The sequence below is a fragment of the Mesorhizobium robiniae genome (assembly GCF_040545535.1).
GTDB classification, from domain to species: domain Bacteria; phylum Pseudomonadota; class Alphaproteobacteria; order Rhizobiales; family Rhizobiaceae; genus Mesorhizobium; species Mesorhizobium robiniae.
On sequence record NZ_JBEPMC010000006.1, the window covers coordinates 122,670 to 142,178 of the forward strand.

At 61.2% G+C, this 19,509-nt stretch carries 25 protein-coding genes; 8 read left to right on the plus strand and 17 right to left on the minus strand.

The genetic code is table 11. The annotated features are described in order from the left end of the window. The first annotated feature begins 3 nt into the window (after window positions 1-3). Window positions 4-621, plus strand: coding sequence for a uracil-DNA glycosylase family protein (locus ABID19_RS17745; RefSeq protein ID WP_354492285.1), 618 nt, complete (start codon window positions 4-6; stop codon window positions 619-621). A gap of 119 nt (window positions 622-740) precedes the next feature. Next, complete coding sequence (locus tag ABID19_RS17750; RefSeq protein ID WP_023675006.1) at window positions 741-1,232, plus strand: Lrp/AsnC family transcriptional regulator; 492 nt, start codon at window positions 741-743, stop codon at window positions 1,230-1,232. Window positions 1,233-1,243: 11 nt separating this feature from the next. Here the strand turns inward: ABID19_RS17750 and ABID19_RS17755 are convergent, their stop codons facing one another. The 10 genes from ABID19_RS17755 to ABID19_RS17800 all read right to left on the minus strand — a co-directional run bounded on the left by ABID19_RS17755 (window position 1,244) and on the right by ABID19_RS17800 (window position 8,780). Next, window positions 1,244-1,810 (minus strand): DUF3299 domain-containing protein, encoded by a 567-nt coding sequence (locus tag ABID19_RS17755; RefSeq protein ID WP_354492560.1) that lies wholly within the window; start codon window positions 1,808-1,810, stop codon window positions 1,244-1,246. A 43-nt stretch (window positions 1,811-1,853) separates the two neighbouring features. Next, a complete protein-coding gene (locus ABID19_RS17760; protein WP_354492286.1) occupies window positions 1,854-2,432 on the minus strand; it encodes a GNAT family N-acetyltransferase in 579 nt (192 codons plus the stop codon). Next, on the minus strand, window positions 2,395-3,096 hold the full coding sequence (locus ABID19_RS17765) for a DNA alkylation repair protein (protein WP_354492287.1): 702 nt from the start codon (window positions 3,094-3,096) through the stop codon (window positions 2,395-2,397). Before ABID19_RS17765 ends, ABID19_RS17760 begins: the two co-directional genes overlap by 38 nt. A 9-nt stretch (window positions 3,097-3,105) precedes the next feature. Further along, the gene (locus ABID19_RS17770) at window positions 3,106-3,975 is read right to left on the minus strand and encodes an NAD(P)-dependent oxidoreductase (protein WP_354492288.1); all 870 of its coding nucleotides are present in this window, start codon (window positions 3,973-3,975) and stop codon (window positions 3,106-3,108) included. A gap of 63 nt (window positions 3,976-4,038) precedes the next feature. After that, window positions 4,039-4,854, minus strand: coding sequence for an ABC transporter permease (locus ABID19_RS17775; protein ID WP_354492289.1), 816 nt, complete (start codon window positions 4,852-4,854; stop codon window positions 4,039-4,041). After that, entirely contained in the window at window positions 4,851-5,564 is a 714-nt protein-coding gene (locus ABID19_RS17780; protein ID WP_354492290.1) for an ABC transporter permease, read from the minus strand. The genes ABID19_RS17775 and ABID19_RS17780 overlap by 4 nt, the downstream gene beginning before the upstream one ends. Before the next feature lie 119 nt (window positions 5,565-5,683). Further along, window positions 5,684-6,466 (minus strand): ABC transporter substrate-binding protein, encoded by a 783-nt coding sequence (locus ABID19_RS17785; protein WP_354492291.1) that lies wholly within the window; start codon window positions 6,464-6,466, stop codon window positions 5,684-5,686. A gap of 212 nt (window positions 6,467-6,678) precedes the next feature. Beyond that, window positions 6,679-7,188, minus strand: coding sequence for a molybdopterin-guanine dinucleotide biosynthesis protein B (gene mobB / locus ABID19_RS17790; protein ID WP_354492292.1), 510 nt, complete (start codon window positions 7,186-7,188; stop codon window positions 6,679-6,681). Then, complete coding sequence (mobA, locus tag ABID19_RS17795) at window positions 7,185-7,817, minus strand: molybdenum cofactor guanylyltransferase MobA (RefSeq protein WP_354492293.1); 633 nt, start codon at window positions 7,815-7,817, stop codon at window positions 7,185-7,187. Before mobA ends, mobB begins: the two co-directional genes overlap by 4 nt. Window positions 7,818-7,859: 42 nt before the next feature. Continuing rightward, entirely contained in the window at window positions 7,860-8,780 is a 921-nt protein-coding gene (locus ABID19_RS17800) for a DMT family transporter (protein ID WP_354492294.1), read from the minus strand. Here ABID19_RS17800 and ABID19_RS17805 point away from each other — a divergent pair. Continuing rightward, window positions 8,731-8,952 (plus strand): hypothetical protein, encoded by a 222-nt coding sequence (locus tag ABID19_RS17805; RefSeq protein ID WP_354492576.1) that lies wholly within the window; start codon window positions 8,731-8,733, stop codon window positions 8,950-8,952. The two genes, ABID19_RS17800 and ABID19_RS17805, sit on opposite strands and share 50 nt — an antisense overlap. Before the next feature lie 68 nt (window positions 8,953-9,020). Here ABID19_RS17805 and moaA read toward each other — a convergent pair whose 3' ends face one another. Further along, window positions 9,021-10,016, minus strand: coding sequence for a GTP 3',8-cyclase MoaA (gene moaA, locus ABID19_RS17810; protein ID WP_354492295.1), 996 nt, complete (start codon window positions 10,014-10,016; stop codon window positions 9,021-9,023). Window positions 10,017-10,215: 199 nt separating this feature from the next. On the opposite strand from moaA, the gene ABID19_RS17815 reads away from it, so the two are divergent. Together ABID19_RS17815 and ABID19_RS17820 are read left to right on the plus strand one after the other, a co-directional pair. Further along, window positions 10,216-10,569, plus strand: coding sequence for a gamma-butyrobetaine hydroxylase family protein (locus tag ABID19_RS17815; protein ID WP_435528739.1), 354 nt, complete (start codon window positions 10,216-10,218; stop codon window positions 10,567-10,569). Window positions 10,570-10,639: 70 nt separating this feature from the next. Beyond that, on the plus strand, window positions 10,640-11,251 hold the full coding sequence (locus ABID19_RS17820; RefSeq protein ID WP_354492296.1) for a pyridoxamine 5'-phosphate oxidase family protein: 612 nt from the start codon (window positions 10,640-10,642) through the stop codon (window positions 11,249-11,251). 15 nt (window positions 11,252-11,266) lie between these two features. Here ABID19_RS17820 and ABID19_RS17825 read toward each other — a convergent pair whose 3' ends face one another. Continuing rightward, window positions 11,267-11,719 (minus strand): MarR family winged helix-turn-helix transcriptional regulator, encoded by a 453-nt coding sequence (locus ABID19_RS17825; RefSeq protein WP_354492297.1) that lies wholly within the window; start codon window positions 11,717-11,719, stop codon window positions 11,267-11,269. 47 nt (window positions 11,720-11,766) lie between these two features. Between ABID19_RS17825 and ABID19_RS17830 the strand changes: the two genes are divergently transcribed. Next, window positions 11,767-12,678 (plus strand): alpha/beta hydrolase, encoded by a 912-nt coding sequence (locus ABID19_RS17830; RefSeq protein WP_354492298.1) that lies wholly within the window; start codon window positions 11,767-11,769, stop codon window positions 12,676-12,678. A gap of 57 nt (window positions 12,679-12,735) precedes the next feature. Here ABID19_RS17830 and ABID19_RS17835 read toward each other — a convergent pair whose 3' ends face one another. Beyond that, the gene (locus ABID19_RS17835) at window positions 12,736-13,350 is read right to left on the minus strand and encodes a TetR/AcrR family transcriptional regulator (RefSeq protein WP_354492299.1); all 615 of its coding nucleotides are present in this window, start codon (window positions 13,348-13,350) and stop codon (window positions 12,736-12,738) included. A gap of 98 nt (window positions 13,351-13,448) precedes the next feature. On the opposite strand from ABID19_RS17835, the gene ABID19_RS17840 reads away from it, so the two are divergent. Beyond that, complete coding sequence (locus ABID19_RS17840; protein ID WP_354492300.1) at window positions 13,449-14,195, plus strand: 3-oxoacyl-ACP reductase family protein; 747 nt, start codon at window positions 13,449-13,451, stop codon at window positions 14,193-14,195. Window positions 14,196-14,422: 227 nt separating this feature from the next. Continuing rightward, on the plus strand, window positions 14,423-16,414 hold the full coding sequence (locus ABID19_RS17845; protein WP_354492301.1) for a L,D-transpeptidase family protein: 1,992 nt from the start codon (window positions 14,423-14,425) through the stop codon (window positions 16,412-16,414). A 6-nt stretch (window positions 16,415-16,420) separates the two neighbouring features. Here the strand turns inward: ABID19_RS17845 and ABID19_RS17850 are convergent, their stop codons facing one another. From ABID19_RS17850 to ABID19_RS17865, 4 genes are all read right to left on the minus strand, one after another. Then, complete coding sequence (locus ABID19_RS17850) at window positions 16,421-16,897, minus strand: hypothetical protein (protein WP_354492302.1); 477 nt, start codon at window positions 16,895-16,897, stop codon at window positions 16,421-16,423. A 161-nt stretch (window positions 16,898-17,058) separates the two neighbouring features. Beyond that, the gene (locus ABID19_RS17855; protein ID WP_354492303.1) at window positions 17,059-17,316 is read right to left on the minus strand and encodes a PepSY domain-containing protein; all 258 of its coding nucleotides are present in this window, start codon (window positions 17,314-17,316) and stop codon (window positions 17,059-17,061) included. Between the two features lie 124 nt (window positions 17,317-17,440). Continuing rightward, window positions 17,441-18,532, minus strand: coding sequence for an ABC transporter ATP-binding protein (locus ABID19_RS17860; protein WP_354492304.1), 1,092 nt, complete (start codon window positions 18,530-18,532; stop codon window positions 17,441-17,443). 101 nt (window positions 18,533-18,633) lie between these two features. After that, the gene (locus tag ABID19_RS17865; protein ID WP_354492305.1) at window positions 18,634-19,509 is read right to left on the minus strand and encodes a carbohydrate ABC transporter permease; all 876 of its coding nucleotides are present in this window, start codon (window positions 19,507-19,509) and stop codon (window positions 18,634-18,636) included.

The window sequence follows — 19,509 nt, forward strand, 5'->3', positions numbered from 1 at the left end:
AGAATGAGCGAAGAGCTGGAAAACTTCGCCGCGACGGTACGCTCCTGCCGTATTTGCGTCGAAAACCCGGTCGGCCGGCCGTTGCCGCACGAGCCGCGCCCGGTGCTGAGACCCTCGTCGAGCGCCCGCATCCTGATTGCCAGCCAGGCACCGGGAACTAAGGTGCATGTGTCGGGCATGCCGTTCACCGACGCCTCCGGCGATCGGTTGCGAAGCTGGCTGGGCGTCAGCGCCGAAGAATTTTACGACACGACAAAATTCGCCATCGTGCCGATGGGCTTTTGCTTTCCCGGTCAGGATGCCAAGGGCGGCGATCTGCCGCCGCGCCGCGAATGTGCGCCGGCCTGGCGTGCGCCGCTGATGGCGTTGATGCCGCAGGTCGACCTGGTGCTGACGATCGGCCTCTATGCGCAATCCTGGCACATGGGCGCCGCGCGCCGGGCCTCACTGACGGAGACGGTGATGCATTGGCGTACCATCTGGGATGCGCCCACAAATCCGAAAGTGCTGCCGCTGCCGCACCCGTCGTGGCGCAACACCGGATGGCTGAAGCGCAATCCGTGGTTTGAAATGGATTTGCTGCCGTTTCTGAGATCGGAAATCCGATATCGCCTCGGGTGAAGCGTGAGCAAGAAATCACTCGCTTTTGCGTCATCTGGCAGAATTTCTTTCTTGTGAATAGCCTAAATAAGAGGGATTATAGCCAATCTATTCCTATTCTATCCCCGTGGGAGCACCCAATGGACCGCCTTGACAGAAAAATCCTCCGCCTCTTGCAGGAGGACGCGACGCTCGCGGTCGCCGACGTCGCCAAGAAAGTCGGGCTGTCGACCACGCCGTGCTGGCGTCGGATCCAGAAGCTCGAGGAGGAAGGCGTCATCAAACGGCGCGTCGCCATCCTCGATCATGAAAAAGTCAATGTGCGCGTCACCGTTTTCGTGTCGATCCGCACCAATTCGCACAGCCATGAATGGCTGCGGCGCTTTTCGGAGGTCATCCAGGAATTTCCTGAGGTGGTCGAGTTTTACCGCATGAGCGGCGACGTCGACTACCTCTTGCGCGTGGTGGTGCCCGACATCGCTGCTTATGATGCTTTCTACAAGCGGCTGATCGCCAAGATCGAGATCCGCGACGTCTCGTCGTCCTTTGCCATGGAGCAGATCAAATACACGACTGAGATGCCGCTGGATTACATGATGCTGGACAAGGAATCGGGCGCGAACGCCGCCTGAGGTGTTCTTACTTAGTTATTCTTTTTGTTGAGGAAACGCCATGGCGAGTTAGCCTGCTGTGTAACGCTGTCCGGCACCACGTCGACGTTCACCACCTCCGCTTTGCGCACCGTGTAGCCCGACTGTATGACGCTGGCTCCGTCGAGGATGAAGAGCTGGCTTTTCTCCATGCCAGGCTTGAGGGCGCCGGTCACGGAAACTGGCTGGTAGGCCTGCGACATCCGGTAGGGGTTGGCGGGCGTGACGAGCACGATCTGATTGGGCGGCGGCGTTGGCATGTGACTGCAAGCACCCGTCCATGGCACCAGCAGGAACTGGTACACGAGATCGCCCTCGCGATCGACCGGTAGCGCGTATCCCGCCAGTTGGATGGTCTTGTCCTGCAGATTGAGGGACAGCGTCTCGCCGTGATCAGGCATTCTTGCCGCTATCATCGGCAATCCGACACTTTCGGCGGCGGGCTGGGTCGCCGGGCGCAAATCCTTCCAGAAGATGCGCGCGGTTTCGGCGGAAGCGCTTGCTGCGAAGCAAAGCAACAACACCGCGGCGGCCGCAGGCAATTCCAACCACTTCGTCATCCGCTCACCTTTTCGCCCAATAAAGCCGTCGCCGACCATGGCGTCAACGTTCGAGCCGCATCACATGCCTGCGTGAACCGGCCATGCCGGTCTCGTGGAATCCGCGGGAGACGAACATGTCGCGAAAGCCCATGAACCGGTAACTCGGCGATGCCTGGTCGACCGGATAGGCCTCGATCGTTCTGGCGCCTTTAGCGAAGGCGTGATCGATGGCCGAGTCGAGCAGTGCGTTTGCCAGTCCACGGCCGCGCAACGCCCTCGGCACATAGAAGCAGACGATCGACCAGACGCCCATCTCGGTATCGTCCTGCTGCGGCGACAATTTGCGGTAGGTTTCGCGTGGTGCCACCGAGCACCAGCCTATGGTTTTGCCTCCGGCTTGGGCGACAATGCCGACCGGCGTGTCGGCCTCGATGAGTGTCATCATCGCCCGTTTCCTCTCATCGCTGGGCACATGCTCGCGGTTTTCGAGATTGCGCCAGGCCATGCACCAGCAATATTTTGGCCCGCCCGGCTGCTCGAACAGATTCTCGAAATTGGCGCGCGTCGATGGCGTCACCTCGGTAAAGAGGATTTCGCCCCAGTCAGCCTTTCCTGGCGAGCCGCTCGAGCGTTTTGGCATCCGAAAGTTCCCTTGCTGCATCCTTGCCGATCCAGCGCGCCGTCTTGTCGGTCGAGGCAGCCAGCTTTTGTGCCAGGGCAAGGGCAGGGCCGTGCAGACCCATCGATCGCTTGCCGATCGAACGAAGCGACCAGTTCACCGCTTTCTTCACAAAATTACGACCGTCGGTGGCATGCGCTTCGATGATCGGCAGGAAGTCGATGAAGGTCGCCTCTGGTTCCTTCTTCCTGTGGACCACCGACCAGGCCATCATGGCAAAGGCCGTGCGACGAACGAATTCCCGTTCGTCGGCCGCGAACTCCACTATCAGTTCCTTCCAGCAATCCGTATCGACAAAGAGATCGGAGACACCGTCGACAATATCCCAAGAGTCGAAAGTCGCCGCCCATCGTCTTGCGTCTGCAGCAGAGAACCGCTTCGGGTCGGCGGTGACGGAAGCGATGAACTGCGCCTCCATGATGCCGGTCTGCCATAGCTCGAAGGCGCGCTCATGATTGCGCTTGATCTTCTTGGCAATCTGCCGCTGCACACCATGCGGGATGCCGAGCGCACGTTCGATCTTGATGCCATATCGCAGCATTCCGCGGCGATTTTCGTCCGAGCCGATCGAGCGCAAATGGACGACAATCTCTTCGGCGCTGGATTGCGGCGAAAGCTCGGGCACGACGAAAGCCTATTTTTCCAATCGCGCCAGCAAAGATGACGTATCCCAGCGCTTGCCGCCCATCCCCTGCACATCCTTGTAGAACTGATCGACAAGCGCCGTCACAGGCAGCTTGGCGCCGTTGCGATCGGCCTCCGCCAGGCAGATGCCGAGATCCTTGCGCATCCAGTTAACGGCGAAACCGAAGTCGTATTTGCCGGCATTCATTGTCTTGTGGCGGTTCTCCATCTGCCACGAGCCGGCAGCGCCCTTGGAGATCACCTCGATGACCTTTTCGATGTCGAGTCCGGCCTTCTTGCCGAAATGGATGCCTTCGGCCAGACCTTGGACAAGACCGGCGATACAGATCTGGTTGATCATCTTGGTTAGCTGGCCCGAGCCGGCCGGCCCCATCAGCCCGACCATTCGGGCATAGGCATCGATGACCGGCTTTGCTTTGTCGAAGGCCTTTTGTTCGCCGCCGACCATGACGGTCAGAACGCCGTTTTCGGCGCCGGCCTGACCGCCGGAGACCGGTGCGTCGAGGAACGAAAAACCGCCCATTTGCGCCTTCTCCGCCAGCTCGCGCGCGACTTCAGCCGACGCCGTGGTGTTGTCGATGAAGATCGCTCCGTTCTTCATCGACTGGAACGCACCGCCGGCTCCAATCGTCACCGAACGCAGATCATCATCGTTACCGACGCAGGAAAAGACGAAATCCTTGCCATCGGCCGCCTCGGCCGGCGTCGTAGCAAGGCCGCCGCCGTGCTGACCAACCCATTGTTCGGCCTTTGCCTTAGTGCGGTTGTAGACGGTGACATCGTGGCCGCCCCTGTTCCTGAGGTGTCCGGCCATTGGATAGCCCATGACGCCAAGACCGAGAAATGCCACCGATGCCATGTTTTCGAATCCCTTCGAGCCTGTTTTCCGGCCTTCTTAGCGGATCAGGCAAAGCTATGGGAGTCAGCGGTGCAGATGGATCGTGATGCGCCGTTCGATCCATTCGACCCCGTGGCGCAATATCTCGACAATGACCAGATAGATGATCGCCGCCCAGACATATGACTGGAAGTCGAAAGTGCGCGAATAGGTGAGCCGCGTGACGCCCATCAGATCATAAACTGTTATGATGGCGACGATCGCCGAGCCCTTGATCATCAGGATGATCTCGTTGCCATAGGGTCGCAGCGCCACGATCAGTGCTTGCGGCAGGATGATCTTCCACATCGTCTGTAATTTGTGCAGGCCGAGCGAGGCGGCGCCCTCCCACTGGCCCCTGGGCACGCTCTGGATCGCGCCGCGCAGGATTTCTGCCTGATAGGCGGCGGTGTTGAGCGAGAAGGCGAAGATTGCGCAGTTGAACGCCTCGCGGAAAAAACCCCAGAGGCCGACCATCTCAAGTTGCGGCCGGAAGGAGCCCACCCCGTAATAGACAAGAAAGGTTTGAGCCAGCAACGGCGTGCCGCGGAAGAAATAGACATACGCATACGCAAGAGCCGAAAGAAATCGGTTCTTCGACATGCGGGCGTAAGCGATCGGCACCGACAGGATCGCACCAAGTACGATCGAGATGGCGACCAGCAAAAGCGTCACACCGAGGCCCGTCACGTAGGACGGGGCGTATTTCTTGAAAAGCTCGCCGTTCCAAGCGAGGACGAGATAGGCGGCGACCCCAGCGAGAAAAGCGATCCACACACAGACCAGCGCATAGCCGAGAATACGTTGCCGGGGCCAGCCGCGTGGCAGAGCCGGCGGTCGGTCGGTGGCGACTACGCTCATCGCTGCACCTGCTGGCGGCTGACCGCACGTTCGATCGCGTTGATGCCGAAGGATGATATGATGGCGAGGAGCAGATAGATAAGTGCGGCGACACCGAAAAACAGGAAGGCGTGCTTGGTGACACGGGCGGCGACGCCTGCTTGCCGCAAGATATCGGTTAGTCCGATGGCGGACACCAGGGCAGTGTCCTTGAGCAGGATGAGCCACAGGTTGGCAAGACCTGGCAGCGCGATACGGATAAGCTGCGGTAGCACCACAAGGCGCATCGTCTGCCAGCCCGACAGGCCAACCGAGTAGCCTCCCTCATACTGTCCCTTCGGAATGGCGCGGAACGCGGAGAGGAAGACCTCACTGGCGTAGGATGAGAAGACGACGCCGAGCGCGATCATGCCGGAAACAAAAGCGTTCACTTCGACCGAGGCAGTCGGGTCAAACAGGCGCATCACTTGCTGGATGCCGATTTGCGCGCCGTAAAAGATGATGAACAGGGTCAGCAGCTCGGGCAATCCACGAAAGATCGTGGTGTAGATATTGCCGGCCAGCCGCAGCGACGGCTCATCGGCTTGCTTGGCCAGTGCGACCAGAAAGCCGATCACCAGACCGACAGGCAAGGTCGCGGCTGCAAGCGAAACGGTGATGAAAACGCCATAGGCAATGTCGTCGAGCCAGCCTTCGGGGCCCCAACTGAGCAGCGTCCAAACGCTTTGCATCCGCCTGCCTGTTCTCCTCTATGGGCTCTTTTGAGAGCAGCGCCGCGTCGCCTCTCGTGCGCCGCTCCTTGCGCGAACAGCGGGAATGTCCCGCCGTTCGCTGTCAGATCCAAGAAGGATCAGGATTCGCCGCCGTAGACGTCGAACTTGAAGTATTTGTCGTTGATTTCCTTGTACTTTCCGTTGGCGCGGATGGCGTCGATCGCCGCATTGAACTGGTTGGCCAACTCGGTCTCGCCCTTACGCACCGCGATGCCGGCGCCCGGACCATGGATCTTGATGTCAGGCGTGATCGTACCGATCACCTTGCAGCAGGCACCGTCCGGCGTGGCAAGCCAGCCTTCGAGGACCGTGATATCGTCGTTGACCGCATCAACGCGACCATTGGCGAGATCGAGCTGGTATTCCTGCGCGGTCGGGTAAGGCTTGATCGTGCTCTCGGTATAGGTTGCGGTCGAATAGTTGAAATGCGTGGTCGAACCCTGCACGCCAATGGTCTTGCCGGCGAGATCTTCCTTGGTCACGCCCTTGATGTCGCTATCCTTGGGCACGACGATCGCCGGCGGTGTGTTATAGTATTTGTGAGTGAAGTCGACTTTCTCGGCACGCTCCGGCGTGATCGACATCGATGCGACGATGGCGTCGAACTTGCCGGCCTGGAGCGCCGGGATGATGCCGTCCCAATCCTGGGCGACGAAAGTGCACTTCACCTTCATTTCTTCGCAAAGCGCCTTGGCAATGTCGATGTCGAAGCCTTCGAGCTGGCCATCGGCAGTCAGGTTGTTGAACGGGGGGTACGCGCCTTCCGTGCCGATCCTGAGGGTTTTCTCCTGAGCCTGGGCAACGCCAAGCGTCAGCAGCGCAGCCGACGCGGCGAGCGCTATACGCAATGCAATTCGCATGATGGTCCTCTCTTTATGATCCCGGCCGTCGTTCCAAACGGCTCTGTGGGCGGTGCTTTTGACCGCCCGCTGGCTCGATACTCCCACTCTTTCTCAAGAAAAAGCAACTGCAAAACTGCCGCCCACGGGTTTTGCGTTCCCGGATAATGATGACGCTGGGGCAGGGATGCTAAAGAGAAAATAGGGCGTCCGAATGCGGCTTCGGTAGTGACTCAGCGCCTCAAACCTGTCGTGCGCTCAATGAAGTCGGCTATCGATGTCGTGTCGTCGAGATCGAACACAGGCAGGCTTTCGCCCGCTATGGCGAAGTCGGCGGCGATGGCGACGATATGCGGATCATTTGCCGAAAGAGGTGCCTTGTCCTTGGCCTCCAACCGCCGCGTTTCGATCTTGCGGTGCGCCTCACGCTTGTAGCCTTCGACCAGCACGATGTCGGAGGTGCCGAGCCGCGACAGGATCGCGTCCAGCGTCGGCTCGTCCTCGCCGCGCAACTCGTGCATTAATGCCCAACGCCTGTCCGACACGATGGCGACTTCCGTGGCCCCGGCCTGCCTGTGGCGAAAGCTGTCCGCTCCCGGTCTGTCGATGTCGAAATCATGATGAGCATGTTTCACCGTCGACACCCTCCAGCCGCGCTGGACGAGTTCGGCGACCAGCTTTTCGGTCAGTGTCGTCTTGCCGGAATTCTTCCAGCCGGTGATACCGAAGACGCGTCTCATCATGGCTTCATGCTCTGCAACAGACGTTCGGCTTGGGCAAGGTCGTCAGGCGTATTGATGTTGAAGAAAGCGTCGTGCGCGTGGTCCCCCGACATCAGGATCGGGAATTCCACATGGACATGGTCACGCCCGTCGATGAAAGCGGTAACCCGCCTGATGTCCTCGTCGACCAGGCAGCGCCGCAAGGCATCGCGGACCTTCAGCGGCCAGAGCGCGAATGTCGGATGCCGTTTGCCGCCAGACCAGGCGACAGCGATCGCGTCGGGACGTTCTTCGACCGCCGCCGCCAACCGCTCAACCAGGTCCGTCGGCAAAAACGGCGTGTCGCCCGCAGCCGTGACAACTGCCTTGCAAGCCGTGCTGGCAGCAGCCCATTCGAGGCCGGTCAGGATCCCGGCAAGCGGCCCGGCAAAACCCTTCACGGTGTCGGCAAGCACGGGAAGCCCAACCCCGGCAAACCGCACCGGGTCGCCATTGGCGCTGAGCACCAGCGGACCGACCTGCGGAGCAAAGCGGGCAACGACATGGTCCAGCAGCCTGCCGCCACCCAGCGCAAGCAGGCCCTTGTCGCCGCCACCCATCCGCCGCGACTGGCCACCGGCCAGAATGACGCCGGCAATCTCTCTGGTCATCGTCTGTCGTCCATGCGGTCCTGCTCGTCGTGAACGGCCAGCCTATATGCCGTCCGGCGCCATATCAGGTCCAGCGCTTTCGGCGGCGGTCTTTCGCCGGCCGACCACCCGCTCGCGGTAAAGTGCATAGAGGCCGGAGCCGACGATGACTGTAGCGCCGAGTGTCATCGGCAGGTCGGGGACGTCGCCGAAGATGACCAGGCCAAGCAGGATCGACCAGAGCAGGGCTGTGTAGCGGAACGGCGCGATGAAGGAGATGTCGCCAACCCGCATCGCCATGATGATGAACTGGTAGCCGATGACAACAAGCACAGCCGCCAGTGCCAGCAATGCCGTGCTTTCTCCGGCCATCGGCGTCCACCCGCCCATTGGCGAAAGCAGTGCCGCGCCGAGCAGCGTCATGGCAAGCGCTGTAGCAGTCGACACCAGCAATGTCGGAATGACCTGCGGTATCCGAGTGGTGGCGAGGTCGCGCACCGCGCAACAGGCAACGCAAGCCAGCGCCAGCAGCGAATAGATGCTGAACCCCTCGAAGCCGGGCCGAACAATGATCAGCACGCCGGCAAAACCGATGGCGATGGCCAGCCAACGCCGCCAGCCGACGCCTTCATTGAATACAAGTGCCGCGCCCATCGTCACCGCCAGCGGCAGCGCCTGCAGCACGGCCGAGACGTTGGCAATCGGCAGATGCGCCAAAGCAACCAGGAACGACACCGTAGCACCGGCTTCGCTGGCGATGCGCACCGCAACCATCGGCTGCAGCATCGAGGCGGGCAGGGCAAGCGCTCCGCGTTGCCAGGCGAGCAGACCTATCAGGAGCGAAGCGAACGCACCTCGGACCAGCATGACCTGCGCCATGTTCATGGATTCCGACAGGACTTTGGTGATCGCGTCGTTGAGGGTGAAGCCACTCATGGCCACCATCATGAACAACGCGCCGCGCAGGTTTGGCGAAAGAGGCAAGGCGATTACCGGTTCTGCTTTGCACCAAGCCTGTAGCAGCAGGTCCCAAAACAGCAACGTCAAAGGACTGGGCCACGAGCCGGAACGCCGCGCAAATCGACAGGGCTCGGAGTTCAAAAAAAGCGGCAAGAAATGGCTTGCTGTGCAATACGACTACACGCGCCAGCCCTGATTCATCGGAAAAAACAAACAGCTGTCGGGGAAAGCTGACCTGTGGCGGCCACGCCCAGATCGAAAAAATCAGCCGCCGGTGACGCTCATGTGCCGCGACACCGACGGACGGTTGGTACGGCGGTCGATGATGAAATCATGGCCCTTGGGTTTGCGGCCTATGGCTTCATCGATGGCGTCGGCGACCAGTTCGTTGCCTTCGGATGCACGCAACGGCGCGCGCAGGTCGGCGGCATCCTCCTGGCCGAGGCACATATAGAGCGTGCCGGTGCAGGTCAGCCGGACGCGGTTGCAGCTTTCGCAGAAATTATGCGTCATCGGCGTGATGAAACCGAGCCTGCCACCAGTCTCTGCGACGTGGACGTAGCGGGCCGGACCACCGGTCTTGTAAGGAGTGTCGGTCAGCGTGAACTGCCGCTCGAGTGCTGCGCGCAGCAGCGACAGCGGCAGGTACTGGTCGGTGCGGTCGGCATCGATCTCGCCCATCGGCATGGTTTCGATGACCGTCAACTCCATGCCACGGCCGTGTGCCCAGCGCAGCATTTCCGGCAGCTCGGCGTCGTTGAAATCTTTCAGCGCCACCGCATTGAGCTTTACCTTCAGCCCCGCCGCTTGCGCCGCGTCGATGCCGTCCATGACCTTGTCGAGATTGCCCCAACGCGTGATCTGGCGGAATTTTTCCGGGCCCAGCGTGTCCAGCGAAACGTTGATCCGCTTGACCCCGCAATCGGCGAGCTCAGCGGCAAAGCGCGAAAGTTGCGAACCGTTGGTGGTCAGCGTCAGTTCTTCCAGCGCGCCGCTTTCGAGATGACGCGAAATCTGGCGCACCAGATGCATGATGTTCTTGCGCACCAGCGGCTCGCCGCCGGTAAGGCGCAGTTTCCTGACACCCTTTTCGATGAAGACCGTGCAGAGCCGGTCGAGTTCTTCCAGCGACAGCAGATCCTTCTTGGGAAGGAACGCCATGTCCTCGGCCATGCAATAGGTGCAGCGGAAATCGCAGCGGTCGGTGACCGACACCCTGAGATAGCTGATCGTGCGACCAAAAGGATCGATCATGTCCATGCTGGTGCGTTTCCCGTGGCTGCGAACGGCATCGTTATATATGGCTATGTGATACGATCCAACCTGCCATTCAAGATAAGAGATCTCGATCTTTGGTAACATCGCGCCGCCGACAGATTATGTCGGAAGTCTCGAAGCGGCCTTTTCCCGCTGCGCGAAGCGGCGTAGGGAAAGGACAGATAATGCGGAATCTATCACCATGACGGCGCCGAAGGAACTCAGGGTCTCCAAGGACCGCAAGCTGCTTACCGTGACATTCCCAGGCCATCAGCCGTTCGAACTGCCGGCGGAGTTTCTGCGTGTTGTCTCGCCATCGGCCGAAGTGCAAGGCCATTCGCCCGAACAGCGCGTGACCGTTCCCGGCAAGCGCAACGTTGCGATCCTGAAGATCGAACCGGTTGGCAACTATGCCGTCCGCATCACCTTCGACGATTTCCACGATACCGGCATCTTCACCTGGAATTACCTGCATACGCTGGGTCATGAGAAGGATGCACGCTGGGCCGCCTATCTCGCCGAACTGGAAGAGAAGGGGCTAAGCCGCGATCGTTAGCTTCCGCCGGGCCCTGTCGTCAAAACGTCACCGACATAGAGTAGCGCCGGCAAAGGTCCGGAGAACAAAAATGTCCGTCATCACCACGGTCCAACAGCTCGAAGCGCTCTATGGCCTGCCCGGCGAGACCTCGCTGGTCAAGGAACTCGACCACGTCATCCCTGAATATGCCGCCTTCATCGAGGCCTCGCCTTTTGCCGCGCTCGCGACCAGCGGACCGGAAGGGCTGGATTGCTCGCCGCGCGGCGATCTCGCCGGCTTCGTCCGCATCCATGATCCGAAAACCTTGATGATGCCGGACCGGCGCGGCAACAACCGCGCCGATTCGCTGAAAAACATCATTCGCGATCCGCGCGTCGGCCTGTTGTTCCTGGTGCCGGGCTCGGGTACCACGCTGCGCGTCAACGGCCGGGCCTACATCACCACCAACACTGCGCTTTGCGCTTCCTTCATCGTCGAAGGTAAACCGGCGCGCTCGGTCATGGTCGTCGATGTCGATTCGGTCTATTTCCAGTGCGCGCGAGCTATTGTCCGATCGGAATTGTGGAACCCGGCAAAGCATGTCGATCCAAAATCGCTGCCGACACCGGGAAAAATCCTGGAGGTCACCAGCCGCAAGAACATCGACGGCGAGGCCTACGACAAGGAATGGCCGGAACGGGCGAAGAAGACGATGTGGTAAGCCGGCCGCGACCAATCACGCGTCCTTCAGCACCTCATAGATCTTGCGCATCTGTTCGCCGATCATGTCGCATTGCTCCGGCGTCGACTGGCTCATCGCTTTCTCGATCAGCGCCATATGGACCTTCAGCGCCCGCATTAGCAGTTCCGTGCCGGCTTCGGTCAAGGTCAGCCGCAGCACCCGCTTGTCCTTCTGATCACCTTCGCGGCGCAGCAGGCCGCGTGTCTCGAGTTGCGGCAAAAGCATGGTGATGTTGGAACGGCCGACCAGCAGCCGGCGGGCGAGATCGTGCTGCGACATGCCGGGATGCCGGTAAAGGTTCATCAGCACATCGAGTTGCGCCGGCTTCAGGTCGAGCGGCGCCAGCTTCACCGCCAGCGTGCGCTCCAGCACATGGCAGGCGCGTGCCACCGCGACCCAGTTGCGAAAACGCGGGTTGTCCCAGGGTAGCTCTTGTTTAATGTTCATGTTTGAACTATTATGTTCATGCTTGAACGAATGGATGGATCGCCACTATGGCATCATTTGGATTGAAGGTCATCCGGGGCGTGTTTGCTGCCGCCGAGCACGTGGCTCCTCGGCTTACCGGGCGCGCGGCGTTCGAACTGTTCTGCCGCACCCCGAACGCCAAGGTTCTCAGCGACGGCGAGCGGCGCGCCGTCGACCGCGCCGCCGGCTTCATGGCCGAGGCGCGCCATCACTGGCTGAGGACCGGCACCGGCTGCGTCATGGTGCATGAATTCCGGCCCGAGCCGGGCAGGCGGGCCGCCGGCACGGTGCTCGTCATCCATGGTTGGCGGTCGCGCACCGAATATATGCGCACGCTGATCGAGGGCTATCGTGACGCCGGTTACAAGGTTGTCTCGCTCGACCTGCCAGGCCACGGCCAATCGCGGGGCCGTCGGCTTACATTGGTCAGCGCTGTCGAAGCCGCACGGCTGACTGGCGAATGGTTCGGCCCGTTCGTGGCGGTCGTGGGCCATTCCTTCGGCGGCGCCGTCGCCGCCAATGCCGTCGTCGGTTCGGTCAAGAACATTCCGCCGCTGGCGGCCGAGCGGCTGGTGCTGATCGCGGCGCCGAGTTCGCTGCCGGCGATCTTCAACGATTTCAGCCGCATGCTCAGTGTCGGCCCACGCTCGCAGGCCGCCATGGCCGACCGGGTCGAACGCATCGCCGGCCGGCCGCTGCACGAATTCGTCGGCGACCGCCAGCTTGCCCACACGCCAGTGCCGACGCTGGTCATCCATGCGCCGGACGACCGCGAAGTGTCCCCCGACCACGCAAGACTCTATGCCGGCGCCGGAGACCATGTCAGCCTTTACTGGGCCGACGGCCTCGGCCACCGCCGCATTCTCGCCGACAAGGGCGTGGTCGAGCGTGCGATCGGCTTCGTCGCCGAACACCGGGCACCGTCGCTGCTGCATTGATCAGGAATATCTCGTTTCTCCCTACCGGATCGGGAACCTCATCACGGTCGGCATTTGTCACGCCGCGTCCGTGCCGGCCATCACCTTCCACGCCGCCATAGCTCCGGCCACCGTCGCCAGAAGGGCGGCGCGCGATGCGCCGTCTCGCGCCTGGATAGACATGCCGTGCTGCACCGTCGCGTAGAAGGTCGCGGCAGTACTGCTGTCGAAATTTTTGGGCAATTCGCCTTCCGCCACGCCACGTTTCAGCCGTCTGAGCAAGGCGGCGCGGTTTTCGGCGCGGCGGCGGCGCAGGTCATCGCAGATGGCGCCGCGGCTTGAGTCCTGGTGCAGCGCGCCGAGCGCGATCAGGCAGCCTTGTGGACGATCGGTCTGCGAATAGGCCTTGGCCGTTTGGCGCAGGAAACGCTCGACCGCCTGGCGCGCCGTCGGCGCTTTTTCCAATGCGGACCAGATATCTGTGCCTTCGACCTGCGTGTAGAGCTCGACCGCTTCGAGAAAGAGCGCTTCCTTGCTGCCGAAGGCGGCATAGAGGCTGGGCGAGTTGATGCCCATCGCCGCGGTCAGGTCGCTGATCGACGCGCCCTCGTAGCCCTTGGCCCAAAACACCTCCATTGCGCGCTGGAGCGCAGCGGCTCGATCGAAGGTGCGGGGGCGGCCCCGTTCTGGCATGACATCCTTTCTGTGTTGATTGATACATAAATCTATTGACGCGCCCGGGCAAGACTGGCAGATATTTATGTATCGATCATTACAAAAAGGAGAAGCAAATGTCATCGCAAGGCTTGAACGGCAAGGTCGCGCTCGTTACCGGCGGCAGCCGCGGCATCGGCGCAGCGATTGCGCGAAGGCTCGCGGCCGACGGCGCCAGCGTCGCGCTCACTTACGTGAACGGCGAGGAGCAGGCCCGTGCGGTCGTCGGGGAAATCGAGGCAGCCGGCGGTCGCGCCATTGCCATCAAGGCCGACAATCGCGACGCCACCGCAATCCAAGCGTCGGTCAGCGAGACGGTGAAGGCCTTCGGCCGGCTCGACATCCTCGTCAACAGCGCCGGTATCTGGCGCGCCGCGCCGATCGATGAATTGCCACTCGCCGACTTCGACGAAACCATGGAGGTCAATGTCAGAGCCCCTTTCGTGGCGTCGAAGGCGGCAGCAGTGCATATGGGCGAGGGCGGCAGGATCATCTCCATCGGCAGCAATCTGGCCGAGCGTGTCACCGACACCAGCCTCAGCGCCTACTCGGCCAGCAAGGCTGCATTGGTCGGCCTGACCAAGGCATTGGCGCGCGACCTCGGTTCGCGTGGCATCACCGCCAACGTCGTTCATCCGGGCTCGACCGACACCGATATGAACCCGGCCACTGGCCCGCACGCCGAGCACCAGCGGCAGAAGATGGCGACGCCTCGCTTCGGCAAGGCTGAAGAGATCGCCGGCATGGTCGCCTGGCTGGCAGGCCCCGAAGGGCGCTTCGTGACAGGCGCCGCACTGACTATCGACGGTGGCGCCAACGCCTGAGCCGCGCGCCAAATCCCGGAACCGGAGCGGAATCAAGTCGCTACTGACGTCACGGTGTTGTGAAACTGTTCTGCAACAGACTTTCCAAAATTTATGGAAGCTTAACGAAATCGGTATGAATCAGTATAGTCGCGTCTTACACCCGTCATACGGTGGGCGAGACCGTCAAGCGGCTCGAAAATGGGCGGTGCGGAACGGGAACCGGTTGCAGCCGGAGCGGGTGATCGATGAAATTCCTCGGAAACAAAGCAACCGTGATGCCGCTTGCGGTGATCGCGGCTATGCTGGCCTTCGGCATGCCGCAGGCAGACGCGCAAGGGCTTTTCGAGAGGCTTTTCGGCGGCGGCATCCGGCACACGCCGCAAGGTGATTTTCCCCCGCCGCCGTCAAGGCAGAGGCCGAAATACAAGTCAAATCAAAAGGCGCCAGCCGTTTCGCGCAGCGTCGACAACAAACGCAGTGTCGGCAGCAAGCGCAGCGGCAAGAGCCGTGGTGCCGCCACCGCCCAAATCAGCAGCCCGTCCTACTATACCTATAAAAGCGATCCGCTTGTGCGCGTCGATTTTGCGGCGCTGGTGGCAGCGCCTGAGCCGGCAATGCCCGGGCCGGCCATACTTGAGCCGGCAAAGCCGCAGGATGCCGCGTTCCAGCCATCCTCAGCTACCGATGCTGCCTTCCACGAAGCGATTGCCGGGCTCGACGGCTATGAACTCTTTGCCGAGAAGGACATCGCGAAGGCGCTCGTTGCCTATTACTCGGCCAATCCGAACTTCATATGGGTAACGGGAACCAGTGCCAACAGCCGCGCGCAGGATGCGGTGCGGGTGCTTGGCGAGGCTGCGAGCTATGGCCTCACACCTGCCGACTACACGGTGGAAGTGCCCGCCGCCAGCGCATCGACGAGTGATGCCGATGCGCGGCTGAAGGAGCTCGTCCGCTTCGAGATGGCACTGTCGGCGCGTGTCCTGCGCTATGTGCATGATGCGCAAAGCGGCCGCGTCGATCCCAATCGGATGACGGGCTATTATGATTTCCCAGCCAAGCCGCTCGATATGGAAGGCGTGCTGAAGACGCTGGCACGCACGCAGCAAGCGCGCACCTATCTCGAGTCACGGCATCCGCAGAACGTGGAGTATCAGGCGCTGCGCGTCGAACTGGAATCGCTTCAGGCCAGCGCCGAAGACGAGATCGTCGTCGATCCCAAACTGTTGCTGAAGCCAGGCGAGACCAGCCCCGAACTGCCGAAGCTTTTGACAAAGATCGCGCGCAATCTCGACGACGAGATGGGCGGCGCCTATGGCGAGATACTAGCCAGGCTCGCCACCAGCGAGGTTTATGACCCGGAACTGGTGCCGGTCATCAAGGCGATACAGAAGAAGGCCGGCATGAAGGGCGATGGCGTCATTGGGCCGCGCACCGTCGCAGCGCTGGTCGGGACGTCCAAGGCCGACAAGATCCAGAAAGTAAAGGTCGCGCTGGAAGAGCTGCGCTGGCTGCCATCTGATCTTGGCAGCCCGCGCGTCTTCATCAACCAGCCGGCGTTTACGGCAAGCTACATCGAAAATGGCGAGGAGAAGCTGAAGACCCGCGCCGTCATCGGCAAGACCACAAACCAGACATCCTTCTTCTACGATCAGCTCGAGCAGGTCGACTTCCATCCCTATTGGGGCGTGCCACAGTCGATCCTCGTCAACGAGATGCTGCCCCGGCTGCGCCGTGATCCCGGCTACCTCGACCGCGCCGGCTATGAAGTGGTCAATGCGCGCGGCAAGCGCATTCCCTCATCTTCGGTCAACTGGGGCGCTTATGGTGCGAAGATACCTTATGGCGTGCGCCAGCTGCCGAGCGAGGCCAATGCACTGGGCGAGCTGAAGATACTGTTCCCCAACAAGCACGCAATTTACATGCACGACACGCCGCAGAAGTCGTTCTTCCAGCGCGACATGCGCGCGCTCAGCCATGGCTGCGTTCGCCTGCAGGATCCGCGCGGCATGGCGGCGGCCGTGCTCGGCACCTCGGTCGACTATATCGCGGAGAAGCTGAAGCACGGACATTCGACCGAAAAGGTGGCACGCACGATCCCGGTCTATGTCGCCTATTTCACCGCCTGGCCTGATATGTCCGGCAATGTTGAATACTTCCATGATGTCTATGACCGCGACACGCGGCTGCAGCAGGCGCTGGACAGCACCGAAGCGGTGCGCTCGCCGGCAAGCTGAGGAAACCTAGCGTAGGGAGAGCGGGTGCCGGAAGCCGGCTTCGCGCCCGGCGATTAGCCAGTAGGCCAGACCGGCGACAAGGCCGGCGGCGGCGATGATGGCGATATCGGCCCAGCGCTCGGGGCTGACGTCCTCCGGCGCGCTGGGCCAGATCAAGGTGAATCCGGCAGCCGCTGCCGCGGCCCCGAAGACCATATGCAACAGTAAATTGCGCAGCGAAAACAATTCAGCGATCAACGCGAAGATCAGCGTCTGCAGGCCGGTTAGCACGATCGTCAGGAAATAGATGAACATGCCGAGCGGCGGCACGACCAGCGCCGCGATCGGGCTGACCCCCATGAAATCGAAATACGCCGGCGCATCGGGCAGCGAACTCAATGCACCATAGATCGTGGCCACGGCGGTCAGCCCGACCAGCACCGCAACGAAATAGCCGGCGAGCATCATCAGAACGCGTTTCGCCACATGCTTTACCGTCGCCATGCCCACCCCGTGCGGCTCAATGATAACGCCGCAATCAGCCATCAAAGGCGCACCAGCGCAAGGGGACACCGAAAAGCGTGCAGGAACCCCGTCCGAGAGATCGTCGTCAGGATTCCTCAGAGAAGCCGGTCGCGCAACGCCTGGAGGAAGACGGCCGCGATCTATTTCGGCTCGGCAGTCACGGGATCATAGGTGATTTCGACTTTCGCCTTGTCGGTTGTGTAGTAGGTGACGGTGTAGGCGCCGCTGTCCCAGTCGACCTCGTCGACGTAGCGAAAGTCGTTGCGCTGCTCGACCTTGGCGATGATTTCGGACAGTTTCCTGGCATTCTGCGGCGGCAGCGGACTTTCGTCTGCGGCAAGTGCCGGTTCACCCAAAAAGAGAACTACGACACCTGTCGCCAAAACAAATCTGGACATGGCTTCCCTCACTGTTGGAGGAGCAGAAACTCGCGGCCTCGCAGGTTTGTTCCGGATTTCCGGAATGCACACTCATCCAGCCGCGCGAATCGCGCCCGATGCATCGCATTGTCGCTGCCCGCGTTTACGGAGCAACTATTGCAGATCGCTCCTCCTCGGGGAAGAGATGGGCTAAGGCCGGGTCGAACGCGAGTTCCAGAACGTCACCCGGTTGAAAGATCTTGTCTTCATTGAAGGCTGCAATGAGCTCGCGATCGTCGCGAAGTGTCAGGTCCACAACCGTCTCGCTGCCCAACCGCTCGGCATGTGCCACGGCGCCATGCAACATGCCTTTTCCAGCTTGCATCGCCCGGAGATACTGCGGACGAATGCCCAGTATGGCCTTACCGCCCTTCCGGAAAGGGCGTCTTTTGGTCGCTACCGTGATCGGCTCCAGGGATTGGTTGCCAACCGTTGCCGCTTCTCCATCGAGATCGAGGACGTCGACATTCAGGAAATTCATCGACGGGGCTCCCAGAAAGCCGGCTACAAACCTGTTGGCCGGCTCGTGATAGAGTTCCATCGGCGCTCCGATCTGCATCACTTGACCGTCCTTCAGGACGACGATCCTGTCGGCCAGCGTCATCGCCTCGACCTGATCGTGGGTGACGTAGATCATCGTTGTGCCCAGTTGCCTGCGCAGCCGGCCGATTTCCATCCGCATATCCATGCGCAGCGCGGCGTCGAGATTGGAGAGCGGCTCGTCGAACAGGAATACGGCCGGTTTCCGGGTGATTGCGCGCCCGATAGCCACCCGCTGGCGCTGGCCGCCCGAAAGCTGACTTGGGCGGCGGTCGAGCAAATGCTCCATTTGCAGGATGCGTGCGGCCTCGGCGACCTTCTGCTGCTTTTCCTGCTTGGAAGCGCCCGCGATCGTAAGACCGAACGCGATATTCTCGCGCACGGTCATGTGCGGAAAGATGGCGTAACTCTGGAACACCATCGCAACACCGCGTTCCCTAGGTTGAAGCTCGTTGACCACCCGGCCTCCGATCTCGAGGGTACCTTCGGTTACGTCCTCGAGTCCGGCGATCACGCGCAGCAAGGTGGACTTTCCGCAGCCTGACGGACCGACAAAGACGACGAATTCCCCCTCGTTGATGTGGATATCGACGCCTTTGATGACGTCGACGCGGCCATAGGATTTTTTGATGCCCTTGAGCGAGACCTCAGCCATAAGCGATGGCTCCTGTTTCCTGATTCTTCGGGGCTGCCAGCACATGCCGTCATGGGCCGCTGTTCCAGATCCGCTGGTGCTTGAGCGCGAGAGCCATGTATTCAGCCCTTCACCCCGGTCGAGGCGATCGATGCGATGAAGGCGCGCTGCAGGAATAGGTAGAAGACCAGCACCGGGACGGTGATAAGGGTGAGATAGGCCATGACCTCGCCCCAGGCGACGTTGAGTTGAAAGAAGTAGCCGAGACCGACCATGACCGGGCGGTAGCTTTCCTGCTGCACCACGATGAGCGGCCAGAGGTATTGATTGTACATGACGAGGAACTTCAGGATGGCGGCGGTCGCCAGAACCGGTCCTGAAAGCGGCATGACAATGCGATAGTAGATCTGCCACCAGCTCGCGCCCTCCACCCGGCCCGCCTCGATCAACTCGCCCGGCAGCCCTTTGAAATACTGCACGAACAGGAAGATCGTCAGTCCGTCGGCGATCCAGGGGATGATCTGCACCCGGTAGGTGTTCAGCCAGCCCCATTGCAGCCCCTCGAGCCCGATCCAGGGCAGTTTCGAGACCATGAGAAGGAGCGGGACAGCGATGGTTTCGAAAGGGATGATCAGCGTCGCGATGACGATCGAGAGCACCACATCGCGCCCCTTCCACCGCAGGAAAGCGAAGGAGAATGCGGCCATCGAACAGATCAGCAACGAGAGAAGGACGGTCGCCCCGGTGACCAGAACCGAGTTCAAGACGAACAGGCCGACCGGCGCCCGCCGGAACGCTCCGAAATAGTTGTCGAGGCTGATGTCCCCGACGGGCAGGAAGGCACGCAGGCTGGAGGTGTCCGCGAGGAGTTGATTGTCGGGCTTGAAGCTCGAGTTGATCATGAACACGAGCGGAAAGAGGAAGATCAGAGCGATCAGGCACAGCACCAGATAACGGACGAAGAGCCTCAGGCCATGACTGTCGGGATGGAAGGCCAT

Excerpts from the sequence above, each read along its gene's own strand:
- ABID19_RS17830 (WP_354492298.1), top strand. The coding sequence starts at position 11,767 with ATGGCATCATTTGGATTGAAGGTCATCCGGGGCGTGTTTGCTGCCGCC.
- ABID19_RS17835 (WP_354492299.1), bottom strand. The coding sequence starts at position 13,350 with ATGCCAGAACGGGGCCGCCCCCGCACCTTCGATCGAGCCGCTGCGCTC.
- ABID19_RS17860 (WP_354492304.1), bottom strand. The coding sequence starts at position 18,532 with ATGGCTGAGGTCTCGCTCAAGGGCATCAAAAAATCCTATGGCCGCGTC.
- ABID19_RS17785 (WP_354492291.1), bottom strand. The coding sequence starts at position 6,466 with ATGCGAATTGCATTGCGTATAGCGCTCGCCGCGTCGGCTGCGCTGCTG.
- ABID19_RS17775 (WP_354492289.1), bottom strand. The coding sequence starts at position 4,854 with ATGAGCGTAGTCGCCACCGACCGACCGCCGGCTCTGCCACGCGGCTGG.
- ABID19_RS17780 (WP_354492290.1), bottom strand. The coding sequence starts at position 5,564 with ATGCAAAGCGTTTGGACGCTGCTCAGTTGGGGCCCCGAAGGCTGGCTC.
- ABID19_RS17815 (WP_435528739.1), top strand. The coding sequence starts at position 10,216 with ATGACGGCGCCGAAGGAACTCAGGGTCTCCAAGGACCGCAAGCTGCTT.
- ABID19_RS17865 (WP_354492305.1), bottom strand. The coding sequence starts at position 19,509 with ATGGCCTTCCATCCCGACAGTCATGGCCTGAGGCTCTTCGTCCGTTAT.
- ABID19_RS17750 (WP_023675006.1), top strand. The coding sequence starts at position 741 with ATGGACCGCCTTGACAGAAAAATCCTCCGCCTCTTGCAGGAGGACGCG.
- moaA (WP_354492295.1), bottom strand. The coding sequence starts at position 10,016 with ATGGACATGATCGATCCTTTTGGTCGCACGATCAGCTATCTCAGGGTG.
- ABID19_RS17850 (WP_354492302.1), bottom strand. The coding sequence starts at position 16,897 with ATGGCGACGGTAAAGCATGTGGCGAAACGCGTTCTGATGATGCTCGCC.
- ABID19_RS17840 (WP_354492300.1), top strand. The coding sequence starts at position 13,449 with ATGTCATCGCAAGGCTTGAACGGCAAGGTCGCGCTCGTTACCGGCGGC.
- mobA (WP_354492293.1), bottom strand. The coding sequence starts at position 7,817 with ATGACCAGAGAGATTGCCGGCGTCATTCTGGCCGGTGGCCAGTCGCGG.
- ABID19_RS17755 (WP_354492560.1), bottom strand. The coding sequence starts at position 1,810 with ATGACGAAGTGGTTGGAATTGCCTGCGGCCGCCGCGGTGTTGTTGCTT.
- ABID19_RS17805 (WP_354492576.1), top strand. The coding sequence starts at position 8,731 with ATGGCCACCATCATGAACAACGCGCCGCGCAGGTTTGGCGAAAGAGGC.
- mobB (WP_354492292.1), bottom strand. The coding sequence starts at position 7,188 with ATGATGAGACGCGTCTTCGGTATCACCGGCTGGAAGAATTCCGGCAAG.
- ABID19_RS17760 (WP_354492286.1), bottom strand. The coding sequence starts at position 2,432 with ATGCCAAAACGCTCGAGCGGCTCGCCAGGAAAGGCTGACTGGGGCGAA.
- ABID19_RS17820 (WP_354492296.1), top strand. The coding sequence starts at position 10,640 with ATGTCCGTCATCACCACGGTCCAACAGCTCGAAGCGCTCTATGGCCTG.
- ABID19_RS17845 (WP_354492301.1), top strand. The coding sequence starts at position 14,423 with ATGAAATTCCTCGGAAACAAAGCAACCGTGATGCCGCTTGCGGTGATC.
- ABID19_RS17745 (WP_354492285.1), top strand. The coding sequence starts at position 4 with ATGAGCGAAGAGCTGGAAAACTTCGCCGCGACGGTACGCTCCTGCCGT.
- ABID19_RS17770 (WP_354492288.1), bottom strand. The coding sequence starts at position 3,975 with ATGGCATCGGTGGCATTTCTCGGTCTTGGCGTCATGGGCTATCCAATG.
- ABID19_RS17825 (WP_354492297.1), bottom strand. The coding sequence starts at position 11,719 with ATGAACATTAAACAAGAGCTACCCTGGGACAACCCGCGTTTTCGCAAC.
- ABID19_RS17855 (WP_354492303.1), bottom strand. The coding sequence starts at position 17,316 with ATGTCCAGATTTGTTTTGGCGACAGGTGTCGTAGTTCTCTTTTTGGGT.